Below are 15,928 nucleotides of genomic sequence, written 5' to 3'. Positions count from 1 at the left end.
ATTGCCTCGCTTTTACTGCGTATGACGGTTAGTGGGACTGTCTGTTTCCGGGTTAACCAGCGTGCGACGGGAGCGCGCAGGCGTCCAGTCCAGTGCGCCGATACGAACGAGGTAAACCAGACCAGCCAGTAGCACTAAAATGAAAATTGCGGCTTCCACAAAGCCGACCCAGCCGCTTTCACGGATAGAAGTCGACCATGCGTAGAGATACAGGGCTTCCACGTCGAAGATAACGAAGAACATGGCAACCAGATAAAACTTCGCAGAAAGACGTAAGCGAGCCGAACCGACGGAGTCGATCCCGGATTCAAACGGCGTGTTCTTGCTTCGCGCGCGCGCGCGTCCGCCAAGGTACCAGCCGCCGACGAGCATCAGGCAGCACAGGCCGATAGCGATGATGAGAAATATAGCGAATGCCCAATGATGAGCGATGACTTCAGTGGATGTTGACATACGCATTGCTTAACCAAAAAAGTGTAGCGCTAAAACCCTCTGCTCTTACTGGCAGATGAACGCCACAGCGTTTCACGGGGAGGAATAAAAAAATAGCCGTGCAAAAAAGCGTCCCTGGGTGATGTGGAAGGCCAGTTGCGGTGGCTTTTTACTCCTTTCATTAACCTTTTGTCAACTTTAACAAAAGTTTTCACAACATTAATTTACATTGGATTTTTTTCATTAACATTAAATGCCCTTTCATGCGGAATAACCTTGCATACTGTTCGGCTTTAGTGTTGTTGAATCGTGTCCGTTTCCGCCGTAAATCAAAATGGCCCGCCTATTTTGACAGGATTCAGACACGATTCCTCCCCCTAAGGAGGGGTATTTTCTTGATCTGCGACACGCTTTTGTTAATTCAACCAAGAAAACAGCAACAAACCAGATGGTTTTTTAACATTAGCAGGAAGTATTGAAAGTGCAGAGAAAAGTCGAGAAATGAGAGGAGGAGCGGATCTAACCTACTGATTTAGCTCAAAAGAAATCAACAAAAGTTTCTATTAATCAATAAAATTTGAAAAAAACGAACCGCAGCGGCAATTTCACACGTCTGGGGTTCGTTTTTACACTTACATTTTGTTACCAGTTTTTGTGATGTTTGTTAGCTTTTCCCGCTCAGGAAATAAGGGAATTATCTCCCCCTTCAGGAGTATAAACGCGTTGCGTGGACCACGGCTGGTACTCTGCGCTCAGCGACTGAAAAATGGCCTGCGTCAGCTCGCTTGCCTTCTGCGGATTGCAGTTCAGCATGTAGCGGGTATCAGGCAGCACGGGTAAACCGTCACTCCGGCCCGGTACGCGAAATTCGGGGCTCATCATCTCTACCGGCTGCGCGGTCACGCCAAGCCCGGCTTTCACCGCCGCCTTCACCCCCGCCATTGAGCTTGCCGCATGGGAAAGATGCCACGCAACGCCGGCGGCGTTGAGTACCTCAACGATCTCTTCCCGAAACGGATCCGGGGCATCCAGCAAAACAAGCGGGACAGACTCGCCCTGAGGGAGGACATAATCCGCTGCGCAGTACCACAGCGTTGGCGACGTGCGCAGCGTCAGCATGTCGGAACCCTTGGTTTGTCGGGTCGTCAGCGCAAGATCGATTGTCCCGCTCTTCAGCATATCGACGATATCAAGGTGTTTGAGGACTTTGATTTCCAGCGTCAGCCTGGGATAAAAACTACCAATCCGGTTTAACAGGCACGGTAAAATGGTATCCGCCGTCTCATCAGAGGCTCCCACGGTCAGCGTTCCCTGCAGGCTGCCAAACATGAGCGACATACAGGCTTCATCATTAAAGCGCAGAATTTTCCGCGCATAGCCCAGCAGCTGAATGCCCTGCTCGGTCAGAAGCTTATTGCGCCCGTGGCGAGCAAAAAGTTCTTTGCCAACCAGCTGCTCCAGCCGCTGCATCTGCTGGCTCACCGCTGACTGGGTCCGGCGCACCGCGACGGCGGCAGCGGCAAAGGTACTGAGATCGGCGACGGCAACAAAGGTTCTCAAGAGATCGAGGTCTAAATTTAGTATCGAACGATTTTCATTTATCATATTTGCTTCACATTCAGGCGGCTAATGCTTACCTGCCTTGTTGATGCTGTGCTCCAGGCTTCCGGCTAATCCTTAAGCTTCGCGTTACCCGCCAGAGACGGACGGATGAACAACTGGACGAACGTTATTGCATTAGAAAGCACTCATCCGCAGCAAATGCGCGGAATTTCAGAGTAATATTTTGCTCGTACGCCTAAGCGCTTTTAATTACGACGCATTTGTTTTTGTGATGTGACGCAAAAAATAGCCGTCAATGACCATTGTCTGCATCCTCACCGGCGACAAACCTTGCCATCGGGCTCAGGCAGAACAAAAACCTGCAATAACAATGTATTAATAAAGAAATAAGCTACCTGGCATAGCCATATGTCGGTATTAACGGCGATATTCTAACCGAAAACCACAATATTTATAAGCGTTAATCAGTATTATCTCAGGCCACTTTAAATGCTGGTTGGGGCTTTAATTAAATTAACAAATCTAAGAATATTCCTTGCATAAAATAAAACTCATTTAGCTATTAAATACTTTCATTAAAAATATCTAGCAAAGTTGTTACAACCTTCAGCGTATTGTGAATTAAACGTTCACCAGACGATGATTCGTTTTACGCGTAAAAAACAAGCGCCGGTCCTCTTTAAATCAACAAACCAGATAAACGTTCACCAAAACACCACCAGGCACAATATAAGACCATCAATAAAATTATTAAAGGTGTAATGTATAAACAAAAGTGCAGTTCACCAGATAAATTGATTACACCAAAAAGCGATGAATAGCAAAATCTTCTCCTGTTAACCCTTCAAAACAGCGGGGAGGCGGAGTACATTATTCCGTGCTGACTTCCACGGCAGGGAGTGGCGATAACAGCTAAAAGGTCAAGGTTCATGTCCCCCATCGAAAAATCCAGCAAGTTAGATAACGTCTGTTACGACATCCGCGGCCCGGTTCTGAAAGAGGCGAAACGCCTTGAAGAAGAAGGCAATAAAGTCCTGAAGCTGAACATCGGCAACCCAGCGCCGTTTGGCTTTGACGCGCCTGACGAGATCCTCGTTGACGTTATCCGCAACCTCCCTACCTCGCAGGGCTACAGCGATTCAAAAGGCCTCTATTCCGCCCGTAAGGCCATCATGCAGCATTACCAGGCCCGCGGTATGCGTGATGTGACGGTCGAAGATATCTATATTGGTAACGGCGTTTCGGAGCTTATCGTGCAGGCCATGCAGGCGCTGCTGAACAGCGGCGATGAAATGCTGGTCCCGGCGCCGGATTATCCGCTGTGGACCGCCGCGGTCGCGCTTTCCAGCGGTAAAGCGGTGCATTATCTTTGCGATGAGTCGTCCGACTGGTTCCCGGACCTTGACGATATCCGCGCGAAAATCACCCCGCGTACCCGCGGCATCGTGATTATCAACCCGAATAACCCAACCGGCGCGGTGTACTCAAAAGAGCTGCTGATGGAGATCGTCGAGATCGCCCGCCAGCATAACCTGATTATTTTCGCCGATGAGATCTACGATAAGATCCTCTACGATGAAGCGCAGCACCACTCAATTGCGCCGCTGGCCCCGGATCTGCTCACCGTTACCTTTAACGGCCTGTCAAAAACCTACCGCGTTGCCGGCTTCCGCCAGGGTTGGATGGTACTGAACGGGCCGAAGAAACACGCAAAAGGCTATATCGAAGGCCTGGAGATGCTGGCCTCTATGCGCCTGTGCGCCAACGTCCCGGCCCAGCATGCGATCCAAACCGCTCTCGGCGGCTATCAGAGCATCAGCGAATTTATTGTTCCCGGCGGACGCTTGTATGAACAGCGTAATCGCGCCTGGGAGCTGATTAACGACATTCCGGGCGTCTCGTGCACTAAGCCGAAAGGCGCGCTGTATATGTTCCCGAAAATCGACGCTAAACGCTTTAATATTCACGATGACCAGAAGATGGTGCTCGATTTTCTGCTGCAGGAGAAAGTCCTGCTGGTTCAGGGTACCGCCTTTAACTGGCCGTGGCCGGACCACGTGCGTATTGTGACCCTTCCGCGCGAAGACGATCTTGAAATGGCAATTACCCGTTTCGGGCGTTTCCTTTCCGGCTATCATCAGCTCTGATTTTATCTGTCCAGCCGCCGGGATTTGCATCCGGCGGCAATCCCTGCGCACAATGGCACCCGACGTCGTAACTGATTAAGGGTTCCTATGAGTCAGAGTCATTTCTTTGCCCACCTCTCCCGCCTGAAACTGATCAACCGCTGGCCGCTGATGCGTAATGTGCGCACCGAAAACGTCTCCGAACACAGCTTACAGGTCGCGATGGTGGCCCATGCGCTGGCGGCGATCAAAAATCGTAAATTCGGCGGGCGGGTTAACGCCGAACGCATCGCGCTGCTGGCGATGTATCACGATGCCTCGGAAGTCCTGACCGGCGACCTGCCGACGCCGGTAAAATATTTCAATTCGCAGATCGCGCAAGAGTACAAAGCCATCGAGAAAATCGCCCAGCAGAAGCTGGTCGATATGGTTCCTGACGAGCTGCGCGACATTTTTGCGCCACTCATTGACGAACATCACTATAGCGAAGAGGAAAAATCCATTGTCAAACAGGCCGATGCGCTTTGCGCCTACCTGAAGTGTCTGGAAGAGCTATCGGCGGGTAACAATGAATTTCTGCTGGCCAAGGGCCGCCTGGAGAAAACGCTGGAATCGCGCCGCAGTCCAGAGATGGACTACTTTATGCGGGTATTTGTACCGAGCTTCCATCTTTCCCTTGATGAAATTAGCCAGGATTCACCTTTATAAATCACTTCCCGGCCGGCGCGCGCCTGACCGGGAATTTTTACAGCGCTATCAAAACGGGAACAGTACCGGGATTAGCAGTACGCACACCACCATCACCATGATGGTAAACGGTACGCCAATTTTGACGAAATCGCTAAATGAGTACTTACCCGGCCCCAGCACCAGCGTGTTCACCGGTGATGATACCGGCGTCATAAACGCCGCAGAAGCCGCCATAGCCACGACCATCGCAAAGGGATATGGCGATACGCCCATCGACTTCGCCGCAGCCAGCGCAATCGGCGCCATCAGCACCGCGGTAGCGGTATTGGAAATAAACAGGCCGATAGCCGCGCACATCACGAACAGGCAGCCCAGCATCAGATAGGGCCCTTTACTCCCCGCCACGTCCATCAGGCCTTTCACAACCAGATCCACCCCGCCGGTTTTCTGCAGCGCCAGGGCAAAAGGCATCATTCCGACGATCAAAATTATGCTCGGCCAGTGGATGGCTTTATAGGCGCTTTCCGCGTTGATGCAGCGGAATTTACCCATCAGCAGGCAGGCAATGATGGCCGCTATAGGGTTAGGTATTTCGTCAGTCAGCATCAGCGCCACCATCAGCACCAGACAGAAAATGGCGTGCGGCGCCTGGCTGTGCGCCGGCGAGGCGTCATTGACCTCAATGGGCATATTCAGCACCACGAAGTCCCGCCCCCGCTTGGCCAGCAGGGCTATCTGCCGCCAGTTGCCAACCACCAGCATGATATCGCCAAGCTGCAGGGGTTCATCGGTGACCGCGCCGTCAATGGCTTTGCCATCGCGCTTCAGGCCCACGATGTTCAAATCAAAACGGGTACGAAAAGCGATTTCGCGCACCGACTTGCCAATCAGCTCTGAATCCGGGATCAGAGAGACTTCCGCCATCCCTACGTCCAGCGCCTGATCGGAAAAATATTCACCGCGCAGCACCATCGGCTCAAGCATCTGCTCGCCGCAAAACTGGCGTAAATCAACGTCCGAAGCCGACATATCGATCAGCAAAACGTCACGGGCGCGGAATTCTGATACCCCATTAACGTTCACGATAACCCGCCGAAAGCGCCGCCAGCGCTCAACGCCGATAACGTTCGCCCCATAGCGCTCGCGTAGTTTCAGGTCGTCCAGGCGCTGGCCAATCATCGGCGAGCCGGGGCGAATAGCCAGGCGACGCGCCCTGCCGGTCAGATGATAATCTTTGATGAGATCGCGAAAGGTGCTGCGTTTACGCCCATCTCTGACCTGTTCGCTTTCATCTCCCTTAAGCATAAAGCGCATCACCAGCATATAGAAAACGCCCAGAACCAGCACCACCAGGCCTATCGGCGTGACGCTAAAAAAGCTGAATCCTTGCAGCCCTTCGCGTAATAGTTCGCTGTTGACGACCAGGTTGGGCGGCGTGGCGACAAGCGTCATCATCCCGCTGATAAGCCCGGCAAAACTGAGCGGCATCATTAACCGCGAAGGCGAGGTGTTCATGCGCATTGATACGCTGAGCACCACCGGAATAAAAATGGCCACCACGCCCGTCGAGCTCATAAAAGCGCCCAGCCCGGCAACGGTCAGCATCAAAAAAACCAGCATTTTGGTTTCGCTGTTACCGGCAACCTTCACCAGCCAGGAGCCCATTTTGGTGGCGACCCCGGTGCGCACCAGCCCATCGCCAATAATAAAAAGCGCGGCAATAAGAATAACGTTAGGATCGCTAAAGCCGGAGAAGGCCTCGCTGAGCGTTAAAGTGTCGCTGAGAACGAAAGCGACAATCACCAGCAATGCGATAGCATCCATGCGCACTTTTCCGGTGGCAAAGAGCACGACGGCTACGGCAAGAAGAGATAACACCCAAATCAATTCACCGTTCACAACTTATCCTTGTCAGAAGATGGAGTTGGAAGTCTGGCATAAAAAAGCCCCGCCGGCGCGGGGCTAAATCATGAGATTAATCTTTAAGGATAATATTCACGTTGCCGTCAGGCAGGCGTTCAACCTGCAGGCTCTCCAGCGTCGTTAATACTAAATCCGCTTCATCAAGACGCGGCGCATCGGCGGGCACATTGACCGCGATGGTGCGACAGCCGGCATTCAGCCCGGCGAGCAGACCGGCAGGCGCATCCTCCACGACGGCGCAATCCCCCGGCGCCAGCCCCAACAGTTCGGCCCCCAGCAGGTAGGCGTCCGGTGCGGGTTTCCCGTGCTTTACGCGCTCGGCGGTAACAAAAACCTTCGCCTCAGGCAGCCCCGCGGCACGATGACGAGCGTGGGCGACGGGTATTGACCCCGACGTCACGATCGCCCACGGAATCCCCGCGCGATCGAGCGTCCTGAGCAACGCCACCGCGCCCGGCAGCGCCGTGACGCCATCCGTATCCGTTGCTTCTACCGTTTCCAGCAGGGTGAACTCTGCCTGAATCTCCTCTTCGCTGAGGCCGGGGAGAAAATGACGCAACGAGGTTATCGCCTGTTTGCCATGAATGAAGTTCAGCACTTCATCATGAGGGATACTGAACCGATCCGCCCATTTGCACCATGAACGCTCCACAACCGGCAGCGAATCGACCAATGTCCCGTCAAGATCAAACAGGAAACCTTTACACTGCACGGGAACCTCCATCAGGCGTTGATAATTTGGTTAATTTCGTTACTGCTTAAATGGTACTGACGCGGGCAGGAGTGCCAGGTGCTCAGCATGCGCTGGTATTTTTCCCACATCGGGGTCTGGGCGTTAAAGCCGTGAGTGCCGGCGTCAAAGTGGCTGTAGCGCCCTTCAACGTTAACCATAAAGCGGACATAGCCGAGATAGCGGGCTTCGGTCGCCACGTCAAAGCCGAGGAAGGTGACCCGACGCTCGTCAATTCCGCTGGCATCCTTCAGGTTCGTCCAGGAGACATGCAGCGCGTGATACATCTCCATGATATCAATGATGGTACGACACGTTTCCTCGGTAAGCTGGCCAAACTCGCGGTCCAGCTCGCGCATCTGCAGCCCGTATCCACGCTCAATGATGGTCTGCAGGCGGCGGTAGCGTTCAGCGTTGTCCGGATCGAGCATCGTCATCATTTTGTATTGATTCGACAGAATCAGACGCTGCGCATTGGTCATTTCCATTTTTGACTCCTGTGGCACTTTTACGACGTGAAAAAAGAAGGCGCATCAATTATGCGCCTTCTTTTATATGCGTTTTCCCGATGCAATTACAAATCATCAAGGAAAGTTTTATCCAGTTGTTTGAAGGCGCGCTTAAGCGTGTCAGCTAAAGCCTGATAATCCGGCTTGCCGTCAACCGGCGTCAGCGCTTGTCCCGCCTCCTGCAGTTTACCCCGTACTTCATAAAACCAGTTCAGTATCGATGGCGGCAGCGGCGTTACCGAACGCTTACCCAGCCACCATAAGCCTTGCATTGGCAGACTCAGCGCGAACAGCGCGGTAGCCACGGCAGGACCCAGCTGGCCGCCGAGGGCGATTTGCCAGCACAGCGTGAAAATCGCCACCGGCGGCATGATGCGAATCGCATAGCGCGTGGCGCGAATAATACGGTTTTCAATAAACACCGGGGCAAGGCGCTTATCCAGAGGCCAGGTCTTTGCATAGTGCTGCCCGTGGCGAAACAAGCCAAAAAAACTCACAGGGCGATTCTCGGGACCGGACATGGCTTACCTCAACTTTACATATAAAACTTAAAAAATATGTGCAAAACACCAACTGTGCATGACAACGTTCAAAAGATTTTGGCAATGGCGGCCTCAATCAGGTATTCTGTGCGCACCTGAGGGGCGGTTAGACCCTTTTACCAGGTTAGTCAAATTATCGCATATTCTGCCACCGGCTGAAAATTATGCAAAATGACATAAAATCAAATGTACTTCTCTCATCGTGCCCGAAAACAGTACAAGGCATGATGTTAATCATAAATGTCGATGTCATCCTGCGCTACGCTTTGTGACACACTGACGTTTTTTTAGCCACGTATCATAAAAGGTACTTCCATGTCGAGTAAGTTAGTACTGGTTCTGAACTGCGGTAGCTCCTCTCTGAAATTCGCTATCCTTGATGCCGTCAACGGCGACGAATACCTGTCCGGTTTAGCAGAATGTTTCCATCTTCCTGAAGCCCGTATCAAATGGAAAATGGACGGCAGCAAGCAAGAAGCCGAATTAGGCGCTGGCGCTGCTCACAGTGAAGCGCTGAACTTTATCGTTAACACTATTCTGGCACAAAAACCAGAACTGTCTGCTCAGCTGACCGCAATCGGCCACCGCATCGTTCACGGTGGTGAAAAATACACCAGCTCCGTCGTTATCGATGACTCCGTGATTCAGGGAATCAAAGACTCCGCCTCTTTCGCTCCGCTGCACAACCCGGCGCACCTAATCGGTATCGCTGAGGCGCTGAAATCTTTCCCTAATCTGAAAGACAAGAACGTTGCCGTGTTCGACACCGCGTTCCATCAGACCATGCCGGAAGAATCTTACCTCTATGCCCTGCCGTACAGCCTGTACAAAGAACACGGCGTACGTCGCTACGGCGCGCACGGCACCAGCCACTTCTATGTGACTCAGGAAGCCGCGAAAGTTCTGAACAAACCGGTTGAAGAGCTGAACATCATCACCTGCCATCTGGGCAACGGTGGTTCCGTTTCCGCTATCCGCAACGGTAAGTGCGTTGACACTTCCATGGGTCTGACTCCGCTGGAAGGTCTGGTTATGGGTACGCGTTCTGGCGATATCGACCCGGCAATCATTTTCCATCTGCACGATGCGCTGGGCATGAGCGTAGACGCCATCAACAAAATGCTGACCAAAGAGTCCGGTCTGCTCGGTCTGACCGAAGTGACCAGCGACTGCCGCTACGTTGAAGACAACTACCAGGAAAAAGCTGACGCTAAACGTGCCATGGACGTTTACTGCCACCGCCTGGCGAAATATATCGGCTCCTACACCGCGCTGATGGACGGTCGTCTGGACGCCGTCGTATTCACCGGTGGTATCGGTGAGAACGCCGCGATGGTTCGCGAACTGTCTCTGGGCAAACTGGGCGTACTGGGCTTTGAAGTTGATCACGAGCGCAACCTGGCTGCCCGTTTCGGCAAGTCTGGCTTCATCAACAAAGAAGGCACTCGCCCGGCTATCGTCATTCCGACCAACGAAGAGCTGGTCATCGCGCAAGACGCCAACCGTCTGACCGCCTGATTCCACACCGCCAGCCATAACCCTAAATAATTCGAGTTGCAGGAAGGCGGCGACGCAGAGAATCCCCAGGAGCGTACGAGTAGTACGTAACTGGGGTGAGCGGGTAAAGCCAACGCACATGCAACTTGAAGTATGACGGGAAGCTGGTGGTGCAGTTTTGTATCCCGCCTGATACTGGCGGTAACGAAAGAGGATATATCGTGTCCCGTACAATCATGCTGATCCCTACCGGAACCAGCGTAGGCCTGACCAGCGTCAGCCTCGGTGTTATCCGTGCTATGGAACGTAAAGGCGTTCGTCTGAGCGTCTTTAAACCTATCGCTCAACCGCGTGCCGGTGGCGATGCGCCAGACCAGACTACCACTATTATTCGCGCGAACTCCGACCTTCCGGCCGCAGAACCGCTGAAGATGAGCCACGTTGAGTCGCTGCTCTCCAGCAACCAGAAAGACGTGCTGATGGAAGAGATCATCGCCAACTACCACGCCAACGCTCAGGATGCGGAAGTGGTGCTGGTTGAAGGTCTGGTCCCGACCCGCAAACATCAGTTTGCCCAGTCTCTGAACTACGAAATCGCGAAAACGCTGAACGCTGAAATCGTTTTTGTGATGTCCCAGGGTACCGATACTCCGGAACAGCTGAAAGAGCGCATTGAGCTGACTCGCAGCAGCTTCGGCGGCGCGAAAAACACCAGCGTCACCGGCGTGATCGTCAACAAGCTGAATGCGCCGGTTGACGAACAGGGCCGTACTCGCCCTGACCTGTCGGAAATCTTCGACGACTCTTCCAAAGCAAAAGTCGTGAAGATCGATCCGGCTCAGCTGCAGAGCGGTAGCCCATTACCGGTTCTGGGCGCGGTGCCGTGGAGCTTCGATCTGATCGCCACCCGCGCGATTGATATGGCGCATCACCTGAACGCCACCATCATCAACGAAGGCGACATCAATACCCGTCGCGTGAAGTCCGTCACCTTCTGTGCGCGTAGCATTCCGCACATGCTGGAACACTTCCGCGCAGGCTCCCTGCTGGTCACTTCCGCAGACCGTCCTGACGTTCTGGTCGCCGCCTGCCTGGCCGCGATGAACGGCGTGGAAATCGGCGCTATCCTGCTGACCGGCGGCTACGAAATGGACGCCCGCATCAGCAAACTGTGCGAACGCGCGTTTGCAACCGGCCTGCCGGTATTCATGGTTAACACCAACACCTGGCAAACCTCTCTGAGCCTGCAGAGCTTCAACCTGGAAGTTCCGGTTGACGATCACGAGCGCATCGAGAAAGTTCAGGAATACGTGGCTAACTATATCAACGCCGACTGGATTGAATCGCTGACCGCAACTTCCGAGCGCAGCCGTCGCCTCTCTCCGCCAGCCTTCCGCTATCAGCTTACCGAGCTGGCGCGTAAAGCAGGCAAGCGCGTCGTGCTGCCGGAAGGCAACGAGCCGCGTACCGTTAAAGCCGCGGCTATCTGCGCCGAGCGCGGTATCGCCACCTGCGTACTGCTGGGTAACCCGGATGAAATCACCCGCGTGGCCGCCTCTCAGGGCGTAGAGCTGGGCGCCGGTATTGAAATCGTTGACCCGGAAGTGGTTCGCGAAAGCTACGTTGCTCGCCTGGTCGAGCTGCGTAAGAGCAAGGGGATGACCGAAGCGGTTGCCCGCGAGCAGCTGGAAGACAACGTGGTTCTCGGCACCCTGATGCTCGAGCAGGACGAAGTCGACGGTCTGGTATCCGGCGCGGTTCACACCACCGCCAACACCATCCGTCCGCCGCTGCAGCTGATCAAAACGGCTCCGGGCAGCTCTCTGGTCTCCTCCGTATTCTTCATGCTGCTGCCGGAACAGGTTTACGTTTACGGCGACTGCGCGATCAACCCGGATCCGACCGCTGAACAGCTGGCTGAAATCGCCATCCAGTCCGCAGACTCCGCAATTGCCTTCGGCATCGAACCGCGCGTGGCCATGCTCTCCTACTCCACCGGCACCTCCGGCGCCGGCAGCGATGTAGAGAAAGTACGCGAAGCGACCCGTCTGGCGCAGGAAAAACGTCCTGACCTGATGATCGACGGCCCGCTGCAGTACGATGCGGCGGTCATGGCTGACGTTGCGAAATCCAAAGCGCCGAACTCCCCGGTTGCCGGCCGCGCGACCGTGTTCATCTTCCCGGATCTGAACACCGGTAACACCACTTACAAAGCCGTACAGCGTTCTGCCGACCTGATCTCCATCGGGCCGATGCTGCAGGGGATGCGTAAGCCGGTGAACGACCTGTCCCGTGGCGCGCTGGTTGACGATATCGTCTATACCATCGCCCTGACCGCGATTCAGTCGTCCCAGCAGCAAGCATAATCTGCCCGCTGCATGAAAAAAGGCGACCGGATGGTCGCCTTTTTATTTACAGCAGCTCTCGCGCCGCCGAGACAATATCATGCGCCGTCAGGCCATACTCCTTCTGCAAGAAATCCTGCGTTCCCACCTGGCCATAGCGCTCCTTCACCCCCACGCGACGCATCGGAACCGGGCAGGTCTCCACCAGCACTTCCGCCACCGCCGATCCCAGTCCGTTATGAATACTGTGGTTTTCACAGGTCACGATACGCCCGGTTTTCTCGGCATAATTTTTCACCAGCATGCGGTCGATGGGCTTCAGGGTAAACATATCAATCACCGCCGCGCTGACCCCTTCCTGCTCAAGCTGACGCGCCGCCTCAAGGGCTTCCGCCACCATGATCCCGTTGGCAATCAGGGTGATGTCGTCGCCTTCGCGCAGCACATTCCCTTTGCCGATGGTAAACGTCGAACCCGGCGCATAGACGCTCGGCGCCTGTTTGCGGATCGTGCGTACCCAGTAAAAACCGTCGAGATCGATAAGCTGCCGCAGAATATCCTCAAACATCACCGCATCGGTCACTTCCAGCACCACCGAATGGGCCAGACCGCGCACGATCCCCATATCTTCAAACGACATATGGGTTCCGCCGTTATGGCAGGCGGTCACCCCCGCATCCGAAGCAATCACTTTGACGTTATTCCGCTGATAATCGAGCGACATAAACAGCTGGTCGAAACAGCGGCGGCTGGCGAAAGCGGTAAAGGTATGGACAAACGGCTTGCGTCCGGTCAACGATAGCCCGGCGGCGGTGCCGATCACGTTGGCTTCCATAATGCCGCAGTTGATGACGTGCTGCGGATGCTCCCGCGCGACGCCATCCATCGCCATGGAGCTCATCAGATCCGCTTCCAGCGCGATAATCGGGCTCCTGGTTTCAATTTGCTGCGCGACGAATCCGGCATAGACTTTACGCATCTCTACGGCATCTTTTTGCCCTGCGGGTGCAACCTTAATCATGTTCAGCCTCCAGTTGGCGAATCGTCTCGTTTAGCGTCTCTTTCATCTCCGCCGTCAGGCGTAAATGGTGGTTATTACTGAGATTCTCGAGATACGGCACGCCCTGGCCTTTCACGCTATCGAGAATAACCACGCGCGGGCGCGCATCGACGGGAGGTACGGGTTGAACCGCGGCCAGCAGCCCGGGGATGTCATCGCCTTTGACGGTGACGACATCAAAACCAAAGGCGCGGAATTTATCCTCCAGGTTGAAAGCGCGAATGATTTCATCCAGCCTGCCGTCAAGCTGTAGCTTGTTCCAGTCAACAAACACGGTCAGATTATTCAGACGGTGATGGGCAATAAACTGAAAGGCTTCCCAGCACTGGCCTTCATTCAGCTCGCCGTCGCCAACGATACAGAACACGCGATTCGCCCGCCCCGCCAGCTTATGCGACAGCGCCATCCCGGCGGCAATAGAAATCCCCTGCCCCAGCGAGCCCGTAGTGGCGTCCACACCACGCGTTTTCAGCCGGTCCGGATGGCTTGGCAGCCGCGTACCGTTCTGGTTTAGCGTACTCAGCTTCTCCATCGGGAAATACCCCTTAATCGCTAACGTGCTGTACAGCGCGGGGCCGGCATGACCTTTTGATAACACAAAGTAGTCGCGCTCTGGCCAGTCCGGGTCCGCGGGATCAATTTTCATCACCGCGCCGTACAGTACCGCCAGCGTCTCCACGACCGACATACTGCCGCCATAGTGGCCGAAACCGAGGTCCGTCAGCGATTTCAGGGTAGCGACGCGAATGTCCCGCGCCAGGTTAGTCACTTCTTGCACATTCATGATTTCGCTCCGCTGTTCTCCTGCGCGCCGCCGCCCACAGGTTTCTTTTTCACAAAAACGTTGTACGCCACCAGCAGCACAAACAACGCCACAACAAGGCCGGTAATCGCAAACGGCGACAGGTAGCGGGCCAGGTTACCCAGCACGATACCCACGGCGCCGAAATCCGCATCCGAGAAAGTGGTGTTGGCAAAGCCAATCGCCCCCAGTACCGGCAGCAGCAGCACCGGCAGGAAGGTGATCAGCAGGCCGTTGGCAAACGCGCCAATCATCGCCCCGCGCCGCCCGCCGGTGGCGTTGCCAAAGACGCCTGCGGTCGCGCCGGTAAAGAAATGCGGCACCACGCCGGGCAGGATCAGCACCCATTTAAACTGCCCGCAGAGAAACAGCCCGACCAGACCGCCGAGGAAACTAAACAGGAAGCCAATCAGCACCGCGTTGGGCGCGTAGGGGTAAACGACCGGGCAGTCCAGCGCCGGACGGGCGTTGGGCACCAGCTTTTCTGAAAATCCGGTAAAGGCCGGCACGATTTCCGCGAGGATCAGACGTACCCCTTGCAGGATGATGAACACCCCGGCGGCGAAGGTAATCGCCATAATGATGGCGTAAACCAGGTAGTTCTGGCCTCCGCTAAAGGTGCTTTCCACGTACTCGCGCCCCGCGCTCACCGCCATAATCAGATAAATGATCATCATGGTCAGCGAAATGGAGATGGAGCTGTCGCGCAGGAAGCTCAGGTTTTTCGGCAGGTTCATCTCTTCAGTTGAACGCGATCCTTTACCGCAGACGCTACCGATCCAACCCGACAGCACATAGCCCAGGGTGCCGAAATGGCCGAAAGCGATATCATCCGTGCCGGTAATACGCTTCATATAGCGCTGGGCCAGCGCCGGGAAGAACGCCATCACCAGCCCGAGGATCAGGGAGCCGGTAAAGACCAGCCCGACGCCTTCAAAACCCGCCACGGTAAGAATAACGCCGATCATACAGGCCATATAGAAAGTGTGGTGACCGGTCAGAAAGATATACTTCAGACGCGTAAACCGGGCGACCACAATATTCGCTACCATCCCGAACGCCATAATCAGCGCGGTTGAAGCACCGTATTTTTCCAGGGCAATAGAAACAATCGCCTCATTATTAGGAATAATGCCCTGAATATTAAAAGCATGTTCAAACATGCCCCCCAGCGGATTCAGCGAACCGACTAATACCGTCGCGCCGCCGCCAAGAACAATAAAACCCAGAATTGTTTTAATGGTTCCCTTGACGACATCGGAGAAAGATTTCTTTTGCGCTACCAGACCAATTAACGCAATTAAACCGACCAGCACCGAGGGTACTTTTAGAATATCAACAACAAAATTCAGCGTTTCAAGGATAAACATATCCACCTCGCTATCAATAATTATTGTCTGGCGAACCACGCGCGCAGCTGCGCTTCGAGTTCGTTAATATCGATGATGTTGGTAATCACCACCAGCTGGCTTTCCGGCACGCTGGCGCTGGCGGCAATGTCTTTTGCCATCACGAATAAATCCGCCGCGCCCGGCGTTGCCGACGACAGATCGGAGTGCTCTACCTCGGCCTCGATATCGAGTTTTTTAAGCACTTTTTTTATATTCATCTCAACCATAAAACTACTGCCCAGGCCAGAGCCGCAAATTGCCATAATTTTCATTGTTATCACCTTTTTTGGGTAGAGTACGTCCACATCACGCAGGCGC

General features: G+C 54.4%; 14 protein-coding genes. 4 read left to right on the top strand and 10 right to left on the bottom strand.

What is annotated here, in order from left to right:
• Positions 1-12 precede the first annotated feature (12 nt).
• Positions 13-459, bottom strand: a complete 447-nt coding sequence (gene nuoA, locus ACESQ2_RS14805; RefSeq protein WP_004123140.1) for an NADH-quinone oxidoreductase subunit NuoA — start codon at positions 457-459, stop codon at positions 13-15.
• A gap of 651 nt (positions 460-1,110) precedes the next feature.
• Positions 1,111-2,037, bottom strand: a complete 927-nt coding sequence (locus ACESQ2_RS14800; protein ID WP_224260411.1) for a LysR family transcriptional regulator — start codon at positions 2,035-2,037, stop codon at positions 1,111-1,113.
• Between the two features lie 887 nt (positions 2,038-2,924).
• Between ACESQ2_RS14800 and alaA the strand changes: the two genes are divergently transcribed.
• Positions 2,925-4,142 (top strand): alanine transaminase AlaA, encoded by a 1,218-nt coding sequence (alaA, locus tag ACESQ2_RS14795; RefSeq protein WP_004852849.1) that lies wholly within the window; start codon positions 2,925-2,927, stop codon positions 4,140-4,142.
• A gap of 87 nt (positions 4,143-4,229) precedes the next feature.
• Positions 4,230-4,829: a 5'-deoxynucleotidase gene (gene yfbR / locus ACESQ2_RS14790; protein ID WP_373170773.1), complete on the top strand. Its 600-nt coding sequence runs from the start codon at positions 4,230-4,232 to the stop codon at positions 4,827-4,829.
• A 48-nt stretch (positions 4,830-4,877) separates the two neighbouring features.
• On the opposite strand, the gene ACESQ2_RS14785 is transcribed toward yfbR, so the two are convergent.
• The 4 genes from ACESQ2_RS14785 to yfbV all read right to left on the bottom strand — a co-directional run bounded on the left by ACESQ2_RS14785 (position 4,878) and on the right by yfbV (position 8,494).
• Complete coding sequence (locus ACESQ2_RS14785; RefSeq protein WP_004104087.1) at positions 4,878-6,710, bottom strand: SLC13 family permease; 1,833 nt, start codon at positions 6,708-6,710, stop codon at positions 4,878-4,880.
• 76 nt (positions 6,711-6,786) lie between these two features.
• Complete coding sequence (locus ACESQ2_RS14780) at positions 6,787-7,446, bottom strand: sugar phosphatase (protein ID WP_373170771.1); 660 nt, start codon at positions 7,444-7,446, stop codon at positions 6,787-6,789.
• Positions 7,447-7,457: 11 nt separating this feature from the next.
• A complete protein-coding gene (locus ACESQ2_RS14775; protein ID WP_004852855.1) occupies positions 7,458-7,952 on the bottom strand; it encodes a YfbU family protein in 495 nt (164 codons plus the stop codon).
• Between the two features lie 86 nt (positions 7,953-8,038).
• Positions 8,039-8,494 carry a terminus macrodomain insulation protein YfbV gene (gene yfbV, locus ACESQ2_RS14770; RefSeq protein WP_004104090.1) on the bottom strand — a complete coding sequence of 152 codons (456 nt, stop codon included), beginning with the start codon at positions 8,492-8,494 and terminating at the stop codon, positions 8,039-8,041.
• 336 nt (positions 8,495-8,830) lie between these two features.
• On the opposite strand from yfbV, the gene ackA reads away from it, so the two are divergent.
• Positions 8,831-10,033 (top strand): acetate kinase, encoded by a 1,203-nt coding sequence (ackA, locus tag ACESQ2_RS14765; protein ID WP_004123156.1) that lies wholly within the window; start codon positions 8,831-8,833, stop codon positions 10,031-10,033.
• Positions 10,034-10,233: 200 nt separating this feature from the next.
• Complete coding sequence (pta, locus tag ACESQ2_RS14760) at positions 10,234-12,378, top strand: phosphate acetyltransferase (protein ID WP_014230257.1); 2,145 nt, start codon at positions 10,234-10,236, stop codon at positions 12,376-12,378.
• A 46-nt stretch (positions 12,379-12,424) separates the two neighbouring features.
• Here pta and ACESQ2_RS14755 read toward each other — a convergent pair whose 3' ends face one another.
• The 4 genes from ACESQ2_RS14755 to ACESQ2_RS14740 are packed head-to-tail and all read right to left on the bottom strand — an operon-like array spanning position 12,425 to position 15,882.
• A complete protein-coding gene (locus tag ACESQ2_RS14755) occupies positions 12,425-13,378 on the bottom strand; it encodes a transketolase family protein (protein ID WP_049069308.1) in 954 nt (317 codons plus the stop codon).
• Positions 13,371-14,201, bottom strand: a complete 831-nt coding sequence (locus tag ACESQ2_RS14750; protein WP_373170766.1) for a transketolase — start codon at positions 14,199-14,201, stop codon at positions 13,371-13,373. Before ACESQ2_RS14750 ends, ACESQ2_RS14755 begins: the two co-directional genes overlap by 8 nt.
• The gene (locus tag ACESQ2_RS14745) at positions 14,198-15,589 is read right to left on the bottom strand and encodes a PTS ascorbate transporter subunit IIC (protein ID WP_004852862.1); all 1,392 of its coding nucleotides are present in this window, start codon (positions 15,587-15,589) and stop codon (positions 14,198-14,200) included. The genes ACESQ2_RS14750 and ACESQ2_RS14745 overlap by 4 nt, the downstream gene beginning before the upstream one ends.
• 20 nt (positions 15,590-15,609) lie before the next feature.
• Positions 15,610-15,882, bottom strand: coding sequence for a PTS sugar transporter subunit IIB (locus tag ACESQ2_RS14740; RefSeq protein WP_004870916.1), 273 nt, complete (start codon positions 15,880-15,882; stop codon positions 15,610-15,612).
• Positions 15,883-15,928 lie beyond the last annotated feature (46 nt).

Origin of the sequence: Klebsiella sp. Q11 (assembly GCF_964241505.1) — a bacterium.
Lineage (GTDB): Bacteria > Pseudomonadota > Gammaproteobacteria > Enterobacterales > Enterobacteriaceae > Klebsiella > Klebsiella michiganensis.
The sequence above is the reverse complement of the archived record's forward strand: the minus strand, read 5'-3'. Positions and strand labels throughout refer to the sequence as shown.